The organism is Micromonospora sp. WMMD1102 (genome assembly GCF_029626265.1).
In the GTDB taxonomy this organism is placed as follows: domain Bacteria; phylum Actinomycetota; class Actinomycetes; order Mycobacteriales; family Micromonosporaceae; genus Plantactinospora.
On record NZ_JARUBN010000001.1, the window covers coordinates 2,115,879 to 2,129,717 of the forward strand.

A 13,839-nucleotide genomic window follows, 5' to 3' on the forward strand; every position below is an offset into this window, starting at 1 on the left:
GGTTCGGGAACCCTTCGACATCAAGCTAAGTTCAGGTCGTAGGGTCGTCGACATGAACGCGATCCGCGGGGACCGGAAGACTTTCTTCCAGGTGTTGGGCAACACGCTGCTGGTGTCGGTGGTCAACTACACCGTCTGGTTCGCGATCACCTTCTATGTCTACCTGGAGACCCGCTCGGTCTTCGCCACCGGCCTGATCTCCGGGATCTTCCTGGTGCTGACCGCGCTGACCGGCATCTGGTTCGGCAGCCTGGTCGACCACCACCGGAAGAAGACGGTGATGCAGGCGTCGGCGCTGGTCTCGCTCGCGCTCTACGCGGTGGCCCTGGCCGTCTACCAACTCGCCCCGCGCCGGTCGTTCGCCGACCCGACGAGCGTGCCACTGTGGACGCTCGTCGTGCTGGTGATGGTCGGGGTCATCGCCGGGAACATCAGGACCATCGCGCTGCCGACCCTGGTCACCGCCTTGATCGAGGAGGAGACCAGGGACCGGGCCAACGGCCTGGTCGGCAGCACCACCGGGGTGAGCTTCCTGGTGACGTCGGTGATCAGCGGGGTGCTGGTGGCGGCCGGCGGGATGCTCTGGGTGCTGGTCCTGGCCCTCGTCGTGGTCGCCCTCGCCGTGCTGCACCTGGCGGCCGTCCCGCTGCCGGACCGGCCGGCCGCCCCGGCCCCGGCCGCCGAGCCTCCGGTCCCCGGCGAGCCGCTGGTCAGCACGGTGCAGCCGGTCTCCGGCGAGCCGGTGGCCACGGCCACGGCGTCGGGAGCCGGCGAGCCGGCGGCCACGGCCGAGCCGGCGGGCGCGTCGAAGCGGCGGGTGGACCTGCGCGGCACCATCCGGGTGGTCGGCGAGGTGCCGGGGTTGACCGCGCTGATCCTCTTCTCGGCGTTCAACAACTTCCTGGGTGGCGTCTTCATGGCGCTCATGGACGCGTACGGGCTGTCGTTGGTCTCGGTGCAGACCTGGGGCCTGCTCTGGGGGCTGCTGAGTACGGGCTTCATCGTCGGCGGGCTGCTCATCGCCCGTACCGGCCTGAGCAGCAACCCGGTCCGGCTGCTGCTGCTGGTCAACGTGCTGCTCTGGACTGTCACCACGCTCTTCACGCTGCACTCGTCGATTATTCTGCTCACCGTCGGGTTGTACCTCTACATGCTGGCCGTGCCCTACGCCGAGGCAGCCGAGCAGACGATCCTGCAGAAGGTGGTGCCGTACGAGCGGCAGGGTCGGGTCTTCGGCTTCGCGCAGAGCGTCGAGCAGGCGGCCTCGCCCCTGACGGCGTTCCTGATCTCGCCGATCGCCCAGTTCGTCTTCATCCCGTTCATGACGGACGGGGCGGGTGCCCGGACGATCGGCGGCTGGTTCGGCACCGGAGCCGACCGTGGCCTCGCCCTGGTGTTCGTGCTGACCGGAATCGTCGGGTTGGTCGCGACGGGGCTGGCGCTGCGCAGTCGCCCGTACCGGCGGCTGAGCCGGCGCTTCATGACAGGTCCGGCGGGCGGTACGGGTTCGGACCGGCCGGAACTGAGCCCGTCCGGAGCCACCCCGTAACGTCCTGCGACAAGTCCAGGGATCAGCCCGACCGTTCGGCGAGGACCCGGTCGAGCAGGTTGCGGGTCGCCTGTCGCAGCCGGGGGTCGACGAAACCCTCGGCGTACAGCCCGGCGGTCCAGCCGAGCGAGCCGGCGGCGAAGACCCAGGCCCCGGAGGAAGCCCGGTAGAGTGTCGTCTGCTGGTGGTGGGTCTGCCCGAGCCGCCGGAAGGGTGAGTGGGCGAGCACGGTGTGCGTCTCGGCCCGGGGCCGGGTCGCCTTCGACATCACCTGGTCGGCCTCACCCGCGACGATCCCCGGGATCTGGTCGCCGTCGCGCAGGCCCGTGCCGGACCAGAACCAGTGCGCGGTGTCGCGTACGACGAGCGGGGCCCGCCCGTCGATCATGCTCACGTACTGCGCCCCGATCAGCTCCTGCTCCGGACTGCCGGCGAGCCGCCACTGCGTGGTCAGCGGCACCGGCCCGCCCCGGCGGGTCTTCTGCTTGGCACAGTCGACCAGGCGCTCGTCGTGCCGGCCGTCCGGTGTGCCGTACCGGATCCGCCAGTAGCAGTTGTTGGCGCCCAGGAAGACCAGACTCGTCCCGCCGTTGCGGGCCCGTGCCACCGCCGCCCGCATCTCGACGGTCCAGTACTCGTCGTGACCGCAGAAGACGACCGCGCGGTACCGTCGGGGATCGACCCGTCCGGTGTCCAGGTCCTCGCTGCTGGCATAGGTCAGGTCGGCACCGGTACTCTCCACCCACTGGGTGAACCCGATGTCGTGCTCGGCTCCGGTCGGGATCCCGGTCCCCTGGTAGGGCCGGTCGTGGCTGACCGCCCGCGCCCGCTCTCCGGGCACCCGCCGCCGCGCGCCGTCGAAGCCGTAGTAGAGACTCGCCCCGAGGTGACCGTCCGCCGGCCACATGTTGTACGCCTGGTAGGTGCTCGTCGGCACGACCACCAGACCGGCGGCCGGGCGCCGCGGGTCGCGTACCACGAACGGGACGAACCGGGACCAGCCGGCGGCATTGGTCAACAGCGCCAGGTGGTAGCCGCTGACCCAGTCCCGGCCGACCGACAACCGCCAGCCGACGTCCCAACCGCACCGCACCGTCCCGCGCTCTGCCGACACCGTCGGGACGTCCTGGGCGCGACCGGCCAGCCAGGGACTCGCCGCCACCAGCCGGGCACCGGAGCCGCCGTAGTGCCCGAGCCGGAAGACCTGGATCCGGTACCGCTGCGCGGGCGCGACCGACACGTGGAAGTCCAGGGTCCCGCCCACCTGCACGCTGGTCGCGGAGGCGTAACCGGAGATCTGCCCCAGCTTGTCGTCCCCGAACCGGTACCGCTCGACGCCGAAGCCGGCGCTGCCCGCCCGCGCGTTCTCCCGGGCCACCGCCGAGGACCCCGACCCGATCCGCCCGACGGCCGGCGGCGTGCCGCGCTGCCACTCGTCCCCCGGGTAGTACGGATCCCGCACCACGTCGTCACGCCCGCGTCCGGAGCCTGCCAGGGACACCCCGGCCACACCGGTCACCGCAAGCGCCCCGCCGGCTCCGAGCACGCGCAACGTCGTGCGCCGGGACCAGCGACCCGATCGAGCAGACACGTCATCTCCTCCTGTTCCGGACAGCAACTGTCCACAAAGGACATAAATTTGACAGCGCCGCCCGTAGGGGCGGAACGGACAGCGGCTGGCCGGGCCCTTCACCGGGGCCACCGGCGGGCCGCGCCCGAGCGGCAGCTACCGCCCGCTCGTGAGGCGGCTACAGCCCGCCCTCGTGAGCGGCGTTGTCGGTCGGTTCGGTCGGTCCCGTGCCGGGACCAGCCGTGAAAACGCGGCTCGGGTTACCGCACCGGCGATACTCCGCAGGTGGACGCCGGGCCGGTGCCACCCGTCGAGTCCGCCTGCTCGACGACGCGATCACCCGTCACGTCGTCAAACTCGCCGCCGACGACCCGGGCCCGCTCGGTCGGCCGCGTACCGGCCGCGAACGACAGCAGGTCCGCCGCGTCCAGGTCGAGCGAGGACGACGACTCGACCCGCAGGGTGCGGTCGTCGCCGAGGTCGACGAGGACGACCGTCGACCTCGGCGTCACGTCGAGTCGGCCCGGCCGGCCACCCACCCGCACGGGCTTGCCGTCCGGGAGACCGGAAGCCTGGTCGACGAGCGGAGCCAGGGCCGTCTCCACCAGCATCACGACGAGTCGTCCGGCAGCGCTCGGGCCCGGCGGTCCATCCGGGCGGCAGAAGAAGACCCGGTCCCGAGCCATGCTCTCCAGCATCAGACCGGCAGGCACCACGTCGAAGGTGAACGGCGGTCTCACCGGCATCACCCCGGGGACGAGGCCCGCGGCGTACGCGGTCAGCATGCGGACCGTCAGGTGCGGGTCGGAATGCAACCGCACCCAACGGTCCGCGGACTCCTGCCAGCTGAGCACGTGGTCGGTCGGGCCCAGCTCCAGGGACGCCGGGTGCCCGCGTACCAGGAGGCTGGACGAGTACATCGCGCCGCTCGACGCCGACGGGGACGGCCGTCCCGCCGTGACCGAGACAGTGAGCCAACGGTCCTGGCCGCCGGAGTACCGGAGGACGGGCACCCCGGCGGAGACCTCCGCGACCGGCTCGCCGTAGCCGGACAGGGACACGGTGGGCACGAACGGAAACGGCGGCGGTGCCAGCGGTGCGGTGCCGACCGCCTCCGGGCCCGACGGCGGCGACCCGGTGCCCAGCAGACCGTCCACGGCCGGAACCGCCAGCAGGAGCGCCAGCGCGGCCACCCCGCCGGTCACCGCCTGGGCCCGGCGCCGCCGCTGCCGGGCGCGCCGGCGCGCCCGGCGCACCATCTCGGCCCCGGTGGCGAGTTCGGGGGCGCGCTCGGTGAGCGTCGCCAGGACGACGAACCGGCCCGGTCGCGCGCCGCAGCGGGTCAGCCCCGGGCGCCGCCGGGCGCGTCGGCCGGGACGACGACGTACTGCCGCAGGTAGAGGTCCTGGAAGGTGACCGGGCCGCGCGGCCCCGGCACGTGGTCCACGTTGATCCCGGTCTCCGGTACGCCGTGCAGCTTGAAGCCGTCCAGCAGCCGGGTCGAGGCGTTCCAGAAGACGCCGGTGCCGATCGAGCTGGCGATGAACCGCTCGGCGGCGGCCGGATCCTCGGTCACGATCGTCGCGGCGAGTCCCGACGTCTCGGTGTTGGCGATCGTCACCGCCTCGGTCAGGTCGGCCACCTCGGCGATGGTCACGGTCGCCTCCCGGCCGTTGTCCAGCGCCCACTCGTAGCCGACCGGGTGGTCGTACGGCGGCAGCGAGGTGTGTACGCCCAACTCGGCCAGGGCCGCCTCGAAGCGGGGCAGCGCCTCCCCGGCGACGTTCCGGTGCACCAGCAGCAGGTTGACCCGGTTGCACACGCCCAGCCGGTCCAGGCCGGCGACCAGCAGTGCGGTGGCCCGGTCGAGGTCGGCGGCGGCGTCGACGTAGAACACCCCGCCGCCGTCGGCGTGTGCCAGGGTGCGGACGCCGTGCCGGGCCGCCTCGGCGCCCAGCGAGCGGGTGGCGTCACCACTGCCCCGGAGGATCACCAGCGGGATCAGGTCGGTCTGCCGGACCAGGGCGACCGCGCTGGCCCGGCTGGAGTCCGGCAGCAGTTGGATCGCGTCCGGGTCGAGCCCGACGTCGCGCAGTCCCGGCGCGATGACGTGCCGGTGCAGCGCCTCCGCCGAGGTGAGCGCGGCGGAGCCGGTCCGCAGTACGCCCGCGTTGCGGGACTTCACCAGCTGCGAGACCACGTCGACGGTCACGTTCGGCCGGGCCTCGAAGTTCGCTCCGATCACCCCGACCGGTCGGCGGCGCTCGGCCAGCCGCAGCCCGCCCGGCAGCGACCGCAGCGGCGTCTCCCGGGCCGGGAAGGGTGCCTCGGCGAGCAACCGGAGCTGGTCGGCCATGCCCTTGAGCCGGGCCGTGTCGAGCCGGAGCCGGTCCTGCAACGCCGAACTCATCCCGGCGGCACCGGCCGCCTCGACGTCCCGCTGGTTGGCCGTGAGGATCTCGCGCTCGGCGGCCACCAGGCGATCGGACATCGCCGTCAGCGCGGAGTCGATCACCGGGTCGGGTGCTTCGGCCAGACCCGCCGTCGCGGCGCGGGCCCGGCGGCCGCACTCGGCGACCAGGGCGTGCACGTGGTCGTCTGCTCCGCCCGGGGCTGCGTCGGTCGCCTCGATCGAACCCATCTGCCGGCCTCCTTCGCCGTCCTGGCCCGCCATGTCCCGCCGCACAGCGGCGGCAGCCACCGAGTCTGACACGTTTGTTCAACGAGAGAGCAATAGTGTCCGCTATTCGGACCGCCCGCCGGCCAGCACCGCCCGCCGGCGAGGACCGGGAGGTGGCCAGCGCCGTCCGGAGCCGGACGGCCGGCCGAGGGTCTGCGGTCGAGCAAGATCGGCGTACGGATAAGGTCCCCGCCATGTCGAAGAACCTGGTGCGGGTCGCCTTTCTCGACGCCGAAACCGGCGTCCAGATCGGCCGCAGTGAACTGCCCATCGAGCAGCTTCCGGGCAGCTTCCAGTCGGCGACCACCCTCGAACTGGCCGGCGACACCTGGTCGGTGGAGCGGGCCGAGCCGCCGACGGCGGCACAGTTCACCGCCACCGGCGTCCTCACGCTGACCCTGCGCCGGATCCAGACGGTCCCGCCCGGCGACATCCTGTACTCGCTGCCGACACTCTGCGCCGCCCTGCCGATGGTCGCCCCGGCCCCGGCCGGTGCCGACCGTCTCGAACTGCACGAGGACGACTGGCGGCAGGTCGAACTGGTCAGCGCCGACCTCGTCGACGAGGTCCAGGCCGAACTCCGGGCGGTACGCCGCAGCTTCGAGCAGCATGCCCGGCGCGACGAGCAGGGCCGGGTGTACGGCTTCCGGAACCTGCACGTCCGGAGCAACCCGGTCAACCCACTGTCCCGGCCGGTGTCTCGGAGCCGGCTGCTCGGCAGGTTGCCGGCGGGCGCCCGCAACCGGGGCGGGATCGGATTCCGTGGCCAGCGGGGGATCGTGCCCAGCTCGTTCGCGGTGAACGTCGGCCGGGTACTGCTGTACGGCCTCACCGACGGCGACGCGCTCGCCGTACTGGCCGTGCGGACCGAACCGGGGGCGGCGGAGCCACAGCCAGAACTGGTGGCCGCGCTGGAGTCGGTGATGCGCGAGGCTGACCTGTTGCTCGTCGACTGGTGCCGGGTCGCCCTGGTCGGACCGGCGTCGATCGACGACTACCTGGTCACCACCGGCGCCGTCGGCCGAGACTGACCTGCCGTCGGCCGAGACTGACCTGCCGTCGGCCGAGACTGACCTGCCGTCGGCCGAAGCTGATCCGACGTGGGCTGGACCTGTCCGGCGTGGGCCGAAACTGATCCGGCGTCGGCTGGACCCGATCCGTCTTCGGCCGGAGCCGACCCGGGCCGGCCGGCTGACCGGAAGTTCCTCCACCCGGCCCGTGCTGGACAGGGCTCCCTAGACTCGGCCCGTGCCCTCCGGCGTCACCGATCTCGACGGGCTGGCCCGGGCCGCCGCCGCAGGCGACCGGGACGCCCTGGACCGCCTGCTGGTCGCGGTACGCCCCGACGTACTGCGGATGTCCGCACGTTTCCTGCCCAACCGGGAGGACGCCGAGGAGGCCTGCCAGGACACCCTGCTGGCGGTGGCCCGGGGGATCACCGGATTCGACGGACGGTCCGCCTTCCGGACCTGGCTGCACCGGGTCGCGGCCAACCGGGCCCGGTCGACGTACGCGGCCCTGCGTCGGCGGTTCACCGCCGAGGGGCAGGGCGTGCCGTTGCCGGAAACCCCCGACCCGCGCCGGACCAGCGTGGTCGCCGGGACCCGGCTCGACCTGCTCGACGCGCTGGAGGCGATCGGCCCCGAGTACGCCGAGCCGGTGGCGCTTCGGGACGTGCTCGGGCTGCCGTACCGGGAGATCTCGGTGCTGCTGGGGCTCGCCGAGGGCACCGTGAAGTCCCGGATCCACCAGGGGCGGCAGCGGCTGCGGGCCCGGCTCAGCGACGCACAGGTGTGATCCGGTGCGACAGCCGGCCGCCAGCACGCGTCGGCGCTGGCCCGTCGTCCCGGCGCTACTGGTCGGGACGATGTCGATGACCGGCTGCGGGTCGGCTCCGGTCGCCCCGCTGCCCGCGCAGTGGCCGACGCCCACCCCGGCCGGTAGTGCCAGCGCGAGTCCCACCAGCACCGCTGAACTGCCCCGACCGGCAGCCAGTACCCCGGCCGTCGTCGCCGCCACGCCGCCACCCACCCGCACCCGTACGCCGCCCCGGGCCACGCCGACCGTCGAACTCTCTCCGGCCTGCCTGCCGGCGGTCATCTTCACCGTGGACGGGTCGGACAGCGCGGCGCTGCCCAGGGCGCTCTGCCTGACGGTGGCCGCGATCCTGCGAGTCCAGAACGTCGGCCCCGGAACCGTCGCGGCGACGCCGACGGAGAAGGTCGCCCAGCACTACGAGGGCGGCGTGGTCGACTGCCGGATGTTGCGGCCGGGCACCGTCGAGGTGGAGATCGCGTTCGAGACGGGCGGCAGCCACACCATCACTGTGCTGGTGGTCGAGTGAGCCGCCCGGGCTCAGGGACGTACCCGGACTCCGGCCAGGAGTGTGTCGACGAAGTCCGCCGAGGCGTTCGCCGGGGGCGTGATCTGCACGTACAGCAGGCCGGCGGAGTCCGGGGCGAGCCCGGCGGCCTCCACGATCACCGGCTTGCCGGCGCGGCAGGCGGTGAACGCGGCGACGTGCCATTCGACGGACCCGCGCCGCACGGTGCGTACCGGGGCCGGGACACAGTCCGCGTGCGGACGCTCGGCGAGGTAGCCCGCCGGGTCGTGCCGCTCGGCCAGACCGCGGGAGAGCCCGAGGAACGCGCCCGGCATCGCGGGGTCGGTCGGCCAGCGCTTCGGATCCGGCGCCATCACCAGCGCCGGCTCCAGGTCGCCGTCCGGCCCGCGCTGGCCGATCCAGCCCGAACCGGTGGCCCGCCAGCCCTCCGGCAGGGCGACGCTGATCCGGCCGGTCGAGTCGGTGCCGATCCGGCTGTCCCTTCCCGGCCAGCCCGGCCCGAGGGCGGCGAAGGCGGTGACGGTGAGTGCGGTGAGGGCGAGTGCGGCGGCCCCGAGCAGGATGGCGGCGCGGAGCGGGTGGCGACGCGACCGGCGTACCGGAAGGGGTTCGTCGGTCGCGCTGGTCGGACCGGCGCCGGTGGCCAGGTCCAACGCGGCGGCGAAGGCGGCGGCGTCCGGGTAGCGCTCCGCCGGGGACCGCGCCGTCGCCCGGCGGAGCACGGCCGCGATCCCCGGGGGTACGCCGGGGCGCAGCGCCGGTGACTCGGCCGGCCCGTCGGCGCTGTCGTCCGGCCCCGGCGGCTCGGCGGACGTCGTCGCGTCGAGCGGCGCCGTGCCGAGCAGTGTCGTGCCGAGGCGGCCGAGCCCGAAGACGTCGGCCCGGGCGTCGACAAGCGCCGACGGGGAGTCCTGTTCCGGCGCCATGTAGCCGGGCGTACCGGCCCGAGCGGTCAGCCCCGACGCTGCGGCGAGGGCCTTGGCCAGTCCGAGGTCGGCGATGAGCACCGACTCGTCGGTCCCGGCGTCGTCCGACGCACCGCCCGCCGGCAGGGTATCCGCCGTCGTGGCGCTGGCATCCGTCGCGCGGACGGCGGGGCACGGGTCGAACAGGACATTGCCGGGGGTCAGGTCCCGGTGCACGATACCGTTGGCGTGCAGCACGGCCACCCCGGCGGCGATCTCGCGCAGCACCCGGAGCGCCCGCCCGACCGGCAGCGGCCCGGCCGCCAGCCGGTCCCGCAGGCTGCCGCCCTCGGCCCAGGCCATCACGAGGTACGGGCGGCCGTCCGGCAACTCGCCGATCGAGTGCACCCGGACGAGCCGCCGGTGGTCGAGCCTCCACAGCAGGCGGGCCTCGTCCAGGAAGCGTTCCCGGACCCGCAGGTCGTGGCTCCAGTTCTCGGCCAGCACCTTGATCGCCACCCGGGCGTCGAGGGCGGGGTCGTGGCCCAGCCAGACGGTGGCGAACGAACCGAAGCCGAGTAGCCGCTCGACGCGGTATGGGCCGATCCGCTGCGGCGGGTTCACGTGGGCGGCTGGTGGCGGTCGTGGGTCACCAGGCCGGAAGCGCTGGTCACCGGCTCAGGGTACCGCGAGGTCGCCAGCCGGCCCGCGCCTCGGACCACCCGGACGGCACGGCTGGCAGGGGCACTCGCAGCGCCGGTCCCGGAGCACGAACGGTCCGCACCCCGAGGAGGCATCCGAGGGGTACGGACCGTTGTCAGTCCGGCTTAGCCGGGATCGGCGTACGTCAGCACTGGTCGTCGCCGCCGACGAAGGAGGCGAGCACCCGGTCCCGTTCGCCGCTGGCGATCCGGTAGACGTACGGGGTGTAGGGGTCCTCGAAGAAGGCGATGATCCGGCCGCCGCTCGACACCACGTACGCGCGCAACGTCCACTTGCCGTACTCGACGGCGCCGTGTGGGCCGTACCGCTGCTCCAGGTCGGCCAATGTCATGCCGACCCGCCCGCCGACCCTGGTCCGGATCGTCGGATCGGTGGTGGAGAGCAGGACCAGCCGGTTGCCCTGGAACCTGAGCAGCAGGATGCCGGCGTACCGTCCGGCGGCCTCGCCGGAGTAGAAGCCGTTGCAGGTCTGCTCTTCCTCGATGTTCGTCACCAGCCCCAGAGCGAGCAGGCCGGTCCGGGTGGAGACACCGATCCGGTACGGGCCGATGCCGTCGGTAGTGAGCACGGGCCGGAACGCGACGCGTCCGGTGCGTACCCCGACGACCGCCCCGAGCCCGCTGCCGCCGTCCGTGGGAGCGGCGGCCCGGACCGGTGTGGCAGCCCGGACCGGTGTGGCAGCCCGGACCGGTGCGCCGGCCACGGTCGACGCGGCCGAGGCTGCCGGCACCGCCCCGGCCGGAGCGGCCGGGGCGAGGACGAGGCCGCTGAGCAGGATGCCCAGGCCGGCGACGGAGAGACGAGCTGGTATGTGCATGGTGGACCTCCGGTCTGACGGATGGTGCTGTCATCCGGTTAGTCCCGGCCGCCGTGCGGGTTTGTTCGGCTCGCCGCTGCCAAGAATCCGACAGCTCCGGCCCTCGGCTCGCGAAGTCGTCAGGACGTCGAGGTGGTGTCGGCGGCGAGGAGTTCCCGGACCCGGGGAACGACCTCGATGCCGTACCGCTCGATGTTCCCCATCAGCAGTTCGTGCGGCAGCGTGCCGGCGGAGTACTTCAGGTCGAAGCGTTGCACGCCGAGGACCTGGACGGTACGGGCGACCTTCTGAGCCACCGTCGCCGCCGAGCCGACGTGCCAGGCACCGTCGGTGATGTCGGCGTCGAACCGGCCCCGGGTCATCGGCGGCCAGCCGCGTTCGGCGCCGATCCGGTTGAACAGCACCCGCACGTGCGGCCAGAGCAGGTCGGCCGCCTCCTGGTCGGTCTCGCCGACGAAACCGGGGGCGTGCACCGCGACCGGCAGCGGCTCCTTGCCGAACTCGGCGAGCGCCCGGTGGTAGAGCTGCACGTAGGGGGCGAACCGGGCCGGGTCGCCACCGATCACGGCCAGCACCAGCGGAAAGCCGTACCGGGCGGCGCGGACCACCGACTCGGGGCTGCCGCCGACACCGATCCAGGTGCGGATCCGTCCCGACTCCGTCTTCGGATAGACCTGCTGCTTGGTCAGCGGCGCGCGTACGCTGCCCTGCCAGCTGACCGCGTCCTCGGTGAGCAGTTGCGACATCAGCTCGGTCTTCTCCTCGAAGAGCCGGTCGTAGTCGGTCAGGTCGTAGCCGAAGAGCGGAAAGGACTCGGTGAACGAGCCACGGCCGAGGGTTATCTCCGCCCGACCCCGGGCCAGCGCGTCGAGGGTGGCGAACCGCTCGTAGACGCGTACCGGATCGTCGGAGCTGAGCACCGTGACCGCGGTGCCGAGCCGGATCCGCTCGGTCCGGGCGGCGATCGCGGCCAGCACGATCTCCGGAGCCGACACCGCGTAGTCGTCCCGGTGGTGCTCGCCGAGCCCGAAGGCGTCGACGCCGAGCCGGTCGGCGAGTACCGCCTCCTCGACCACGTTGCGGATCACCTGGGCGTACGGCACCGGGTTGCCCTCGGCGTCGGCGGTGACGTCGCCGAAGCTGTCCAGCCCGAATTCCACGGCCGTCGCCATGTCGTCCTCCAAGACCTTTCGCCGGTCAAAACGGTGTGACCGGCTCTCCGGGCGGTGCAACAGGGGTGCCGATGATCGCATTCCCACCCGGTCGGGTGCGAAACGTCACCTGACGGTGATCGACTGGCGGTTCGCGGAGCGATCGGCGTGCGCCGGATCCAGGCACGCGGCGCTCCCGCGTCGGCCGGTTCCACGGCACGCGGCGATCCCGTGCGGGCGGCGGGGTCGTCGCGGTGCCCACTCGATCCGGGCTGCCGTCGCGGTGCCCACTCGATCCCTGGCTGCCGGCACGGTGCGCCGTCGACGTGCGGCCGGCGGACTCAACCCGACCACAACGAGCCACGGACGTGCTTACGCGCATGGTGGATCCGGGGCTTCAACGTGCACGACCGGCGGCAGCCGGCGGGACTGTGCGGCGGCGCGGCGGCGCAGCGACCGGTAGGTCTGACGTGCACAGTTCGCCGGCTTCGGCCACCTGCTGCGCCCGGAGGTGCTGCACGCCTGCCGGGCACGGGCGGGCCGCTCCGGCGGCAGGGCCGGGCGCACCGTCCGATGAGGCTCCCGGCCCGCGCAACAAAGCTGCCGACCTGCGGAAAGCGGATGCCGGCCAGGATCCGTGCCATCCGTTGACCCCCATCCGGCCGCATGATCTGATGCCCGGACGCGAAGAGGCTTCGATATTTCGATCAGACGTTCTTGGGGGTCGGAAATGTTCGGGTTCCGTCGGCCCGCGTCCGCCGCGGCACTGGCGATCACCCTCGCCGTGACCGGCACGCTGTCGGCCATCGTCAGCACGACTGGTACGGCCGGCGCCGCGCTGCCGACGGCTGCTGTCGCGCTCGGCGACAGTTTCGTCAGCGGCGAGGGTGCTGGTGCCTACCAGCCGGTGGTGGACGCGGGCGGCACCGCGCAGAGCTTTCCCGGCTGGTCCGCGCCGAACAGCAACGCGTTCTTCTGCCACCGGTCCGGGAACGCCTCGCTGCACCAGGCGAACCTGCCCGGCATCTCGGCCCGGTTCAACCTCGCCTGTTCGGGCGGCCAGCCGTACGACATCGCCAACGCCTCGGCCGGCCGGACCAAGGGACGTACGGTGGCGGCACAGCTCGACCAGCTCCGGGCGGTGGCGCAGACCCACGACATCGACCTGGTGCTGCTCGGGCTCGGCTCCAACAACAGCTCGTTCACCTTCGGCGACGTCGCCTCGGACTGCGCCAACCGGTTCATCGCGGACGCCTGGACCGGCTGGTGGGAGTTCTGGGCGTACCTCGGCGGGCCGGTCGAGCAGGCGCCGTGCGCCGGTGACGACCTCGGCACCCAGGCCGAGTTCGCGGCGGCGACCGCCGAGACCACGAACGCGGTACGGCAGCTGTTGAGCACACTGGACCAGGTCGACGCCGACGGGCAGCACCGGATCGTCTTCCAGGACTACACCAACCCGCTGCCGTTCGACTTCGAGTCCCGGTTCCACGAGGAGGACAACCGGGACGACAGCCGGGACAAGTTCCGGGCCCTCGGCGCCGAGCGGTACGCCGCCGGCTGCCCCGTACACCGGGCCAGCCTGGCCGCCGGGCACCTCTTCTCCACCGGCCTCGGCACCCTGGTGCGGTCGGTGCACGGCACCATGCGCACCGAGTTCCCCGGCGACGACCTGGTCTACCTGAACGTGCAGCGGGCCTTCGACGGTGCCCGGCTCTGCGAGACCGGTGCCAGCCCGACCGGTGCGCTCGCCACCCCGATCCGGTTGCAGGACGGCCCGACCGGGGTCCCGGTGACCAGCCTCTCCGGATACGACAAGATCGCCATCCAGCGGATCGCCAACGCCTGCGTCACCTACTTCCAGACCTGCCAGGAGTCCTGGCATCCGAATGCGGCCGGGCACGCGGTGCTCGGGCAGTGCCTGGCGGGTGCCGCGGCCACGGCTAACCGGACGGTGGCCTGTGTCCGCTCCGGAAGTGGAGCGATCACCGTGAGCTGACGCGTTCGCTCCCGCCCCTGGCGGAGGTCGGATCCGCACCGGCGTCGGGACCCCGGTGCGGATCCGGCCTGCGCCGTCCCGGCGGCTTCGGGGCGAACAGGTTC

The 13,839-nt window shown here is 73.0% G+C and carries 11 protein-coding genes; 5 read left to right on the forward strand and 6 right to left on the reverse strand.

What is annotated here, in order from left to right; genetic code table 11:
* Window positions 1-52 precede the first annotated feature (52 nt).
* On the forward strand, window positions 53-1,549 hold the full coding sequence (locus O7626_RS09530; RefSeq protein ID WP_278060795.1) for an MFS transporter: 1,497 nt from the start codon (window positions 53-55) through the stop codon (window positions 1,547-1,549).
* 22 nt (window positions 1,550-1,571) lie between these two features.
* Here the strand turns inward: O7626_RS09530 and O7626_RS09535 are convergent, their stop codons facing one another.
* From O7626_RS09535 to O7626_RS09545, 3 genes are all read right to left on the reverse strand, one after another.
* The gene (locus O7626_RS09535; RefSeq protein ID WP_278060796.1) at window positions 1,572-3,140 is read right to left on the reverse strand and encodes a N,N-dimethylformamidase beta subunit family domain-containing protein; all 1,569 of its coding nucleotides are present in this window, start codon (window positions 3,138-3,140) and stop codon (window positions 1,572-1,574) included.
* Window positions 3,141-3,379: 239 nt separating this feature from the next.
* Window positions 3,380-4,378 (reverse strand): hypothetical protein, encoded by a 999-nt coding sequence (locus tag O7626_RS09540; protein WP_278060797.1) that lies wholly within the window; start codon window positions 4,376-4,378, stop codon window positions 3,380-3,382.
* An 83-nt stretch (window positions 4,379-4,461) separates the two neighbouring features.
* Complete coding sequence (locus O7626_RS09545; RefSeq protein WP_278060798.1) at window positions 4,462-5,760, reverse strand: aldehyde dehydrogenase family protein; 1,299 nt, start codon at window positions 5,758-5,760, stop codon at window positions 4,462-4,464.
* 233 nt (window positions 5,761-5,993) lie between these two features.
* Here O7626_RS09545 and O7626_RS09550 point away from each other — a divergent pair, with 233 nt between their 5' ends.
* The 3 genes from O7626_RS09550 to O7626_RS09560 all read left to right on the forward strand — a co-directional run bounded on the left by O7626_RS09550 (window position 5,994) and on the right by O7626_RS09560 (window position 8,143).
* Window positions 5,994-6,830, forward strand: coding sequence for a hypothetical protein (locus O7626_RS09550; RefSeq protein ID WP_278060799.1), 837 nt, complete (start codon window positions 5,994-5,996; stop codon window positions 6,828-6,830).
* A 217-nt stretch (window positions 6,831-7,047) separates the two neighbouring features.
* Window positions 7,048-7,596: an RNA polymerase sigma factor gene (locus O7626_RS09555; RefSeq protein WP_278060800.1), complete on the forward strand. Its 549-nt coding sequence runs from the start codon at window positions 7,048-7,050 to the stop codon at window positions 7,594-7,596.
* 4 nt (window positions 7,597-7,600) lie between these two features.
* Window positions 7,601-8,143 (forward strand): hypothetical protein, encoded by a 543-nt coding sequence (locus O7626_RS09560; RefSeq protein ID WP_278060801.1) that lies wholly within the window; start codon window positions 7,601-7,603, stop codon window positions 8,141-8,143.
* Between the two features lie 11 nt (window positions 8,144-8,154).
* On the opposite strand, the gene O7626_RS09565 is transcribed toward O7626_RS09560, so the two are convergent.
* The 3 genes from O7626_RS09565 to O7626_RS09575 all read right to left on the reverse strand — a co-directional run bounded on the left by O7626_RS09565 (window position 8,155) and on the right by O7626_RS09575 (window position 11,760).
* On the reverse strand, window positions 8,155-9,672 hold the full coding sequence (locus tag O7626_RS09565) for a serine/threonine-protein kinase (protein ID WP_278060802.1): 1,518 nt from the start codon (window positions 9,670-9,672) through the stop codon (window positions 8,155-8,157).
* Window positions 9,673-9,895: 223 nt separating this feature from the next.
* Complete coding sequence (locus tag O7626_RS09570) at window positions 9,896-10,588, reverse strand: hypothetical protein (RefSeq protein WP_278060803.1); 693 nt, start codon at window positions 10,586-10,588, stop codon at window positions 9,896-9,898.
* 119 nt (window positions 10,589-10,707) lie between these two features.
* The gene (locus O7626_RS09575) at window positions 10,708-11,760 is read right to left on the reverse strand and encodes an LLM class flavin-dependent oxidoreductase (protein ID WP_278060804.1); all 1,053 of its coding nucleotides are present in this window, start codon (window positions 11,758-11,760) and stop codon (window positions 10,708-10,710) included.
* Between the two features lie 709 nt (window positions 11,761-12,469).
* On the opposite strand from O7626_RS09575, the gene O7626_RS09580 reads away from it, so the two are divergent.
* Complete coding sequence (locus tag O7626_RS09580; protein WP_278060805.1) at window positions 12,470-13,735, forward strand: hypothetical protein; 1,266 nt, start codon at window positions 12,470-12,472, stop codon at window positions 13,733-13,735.
* Window positions 13,736-13,839: the final 104 nt, after the last annotated feature.

What these genes read in the sequence shown, in the direction of transcription:
- O7626_RS09530 (WP_278060795.1), top strand. Translation starts at nt 53, where the DNA reads ATGAACGCGATCCGCGGGGACCGGAAGACTTTCTTCCAGGTGTTGGGC.
- O7626_RS09540 (WP_278060797.1), bottom strand. Translation starts at nt 4,378, where the DNA reads ATGGTGCGCCGGGCGCGCCGGCGCGCCCGGCAGCGGCGGCGCCGGGCC.
- O7626_RS09545 (WP_278060798.1), bottom strand. Translation starts at nt 5,760, where the DNA reads ATGGGTTCGATCGAGGCGACCGACGCAGCCCCGGGCGGAGCAGACGAC.
- O7626_RS09550 (WP_278060799.1), top strand. Translation starts at nt 5,994, where the DNA reads ATGTCGAAGAACCTGGTGCGGGTCGCCTTTCTCGACGCCGAAACCGGC.
- O7626_RS09570 (WP_278060803.1), bottom strand. Translation starts at nt 10,588, where the DNA reads ATGCACATACCAGCTCGTCTCTCCGTCGCCGGCCTGGGCATCCTGCTC.
- O7626_RS09575 (WP_278060804.1), bottom strand. Translation starts at nt 11,760, where the DNA reads ATGGCGACGGCCGTGGAATTCGGGCTGGACAGCTTCGGCGACGTCACC.
- O7626_RS09580 (WP_278060805.1), top strand. Translation starts at nt 12,470, where the DNA reads ATGTTCGGGTTCCGTCGGCCCGCGTCCGCCGCGGCACTGGCGATCACC.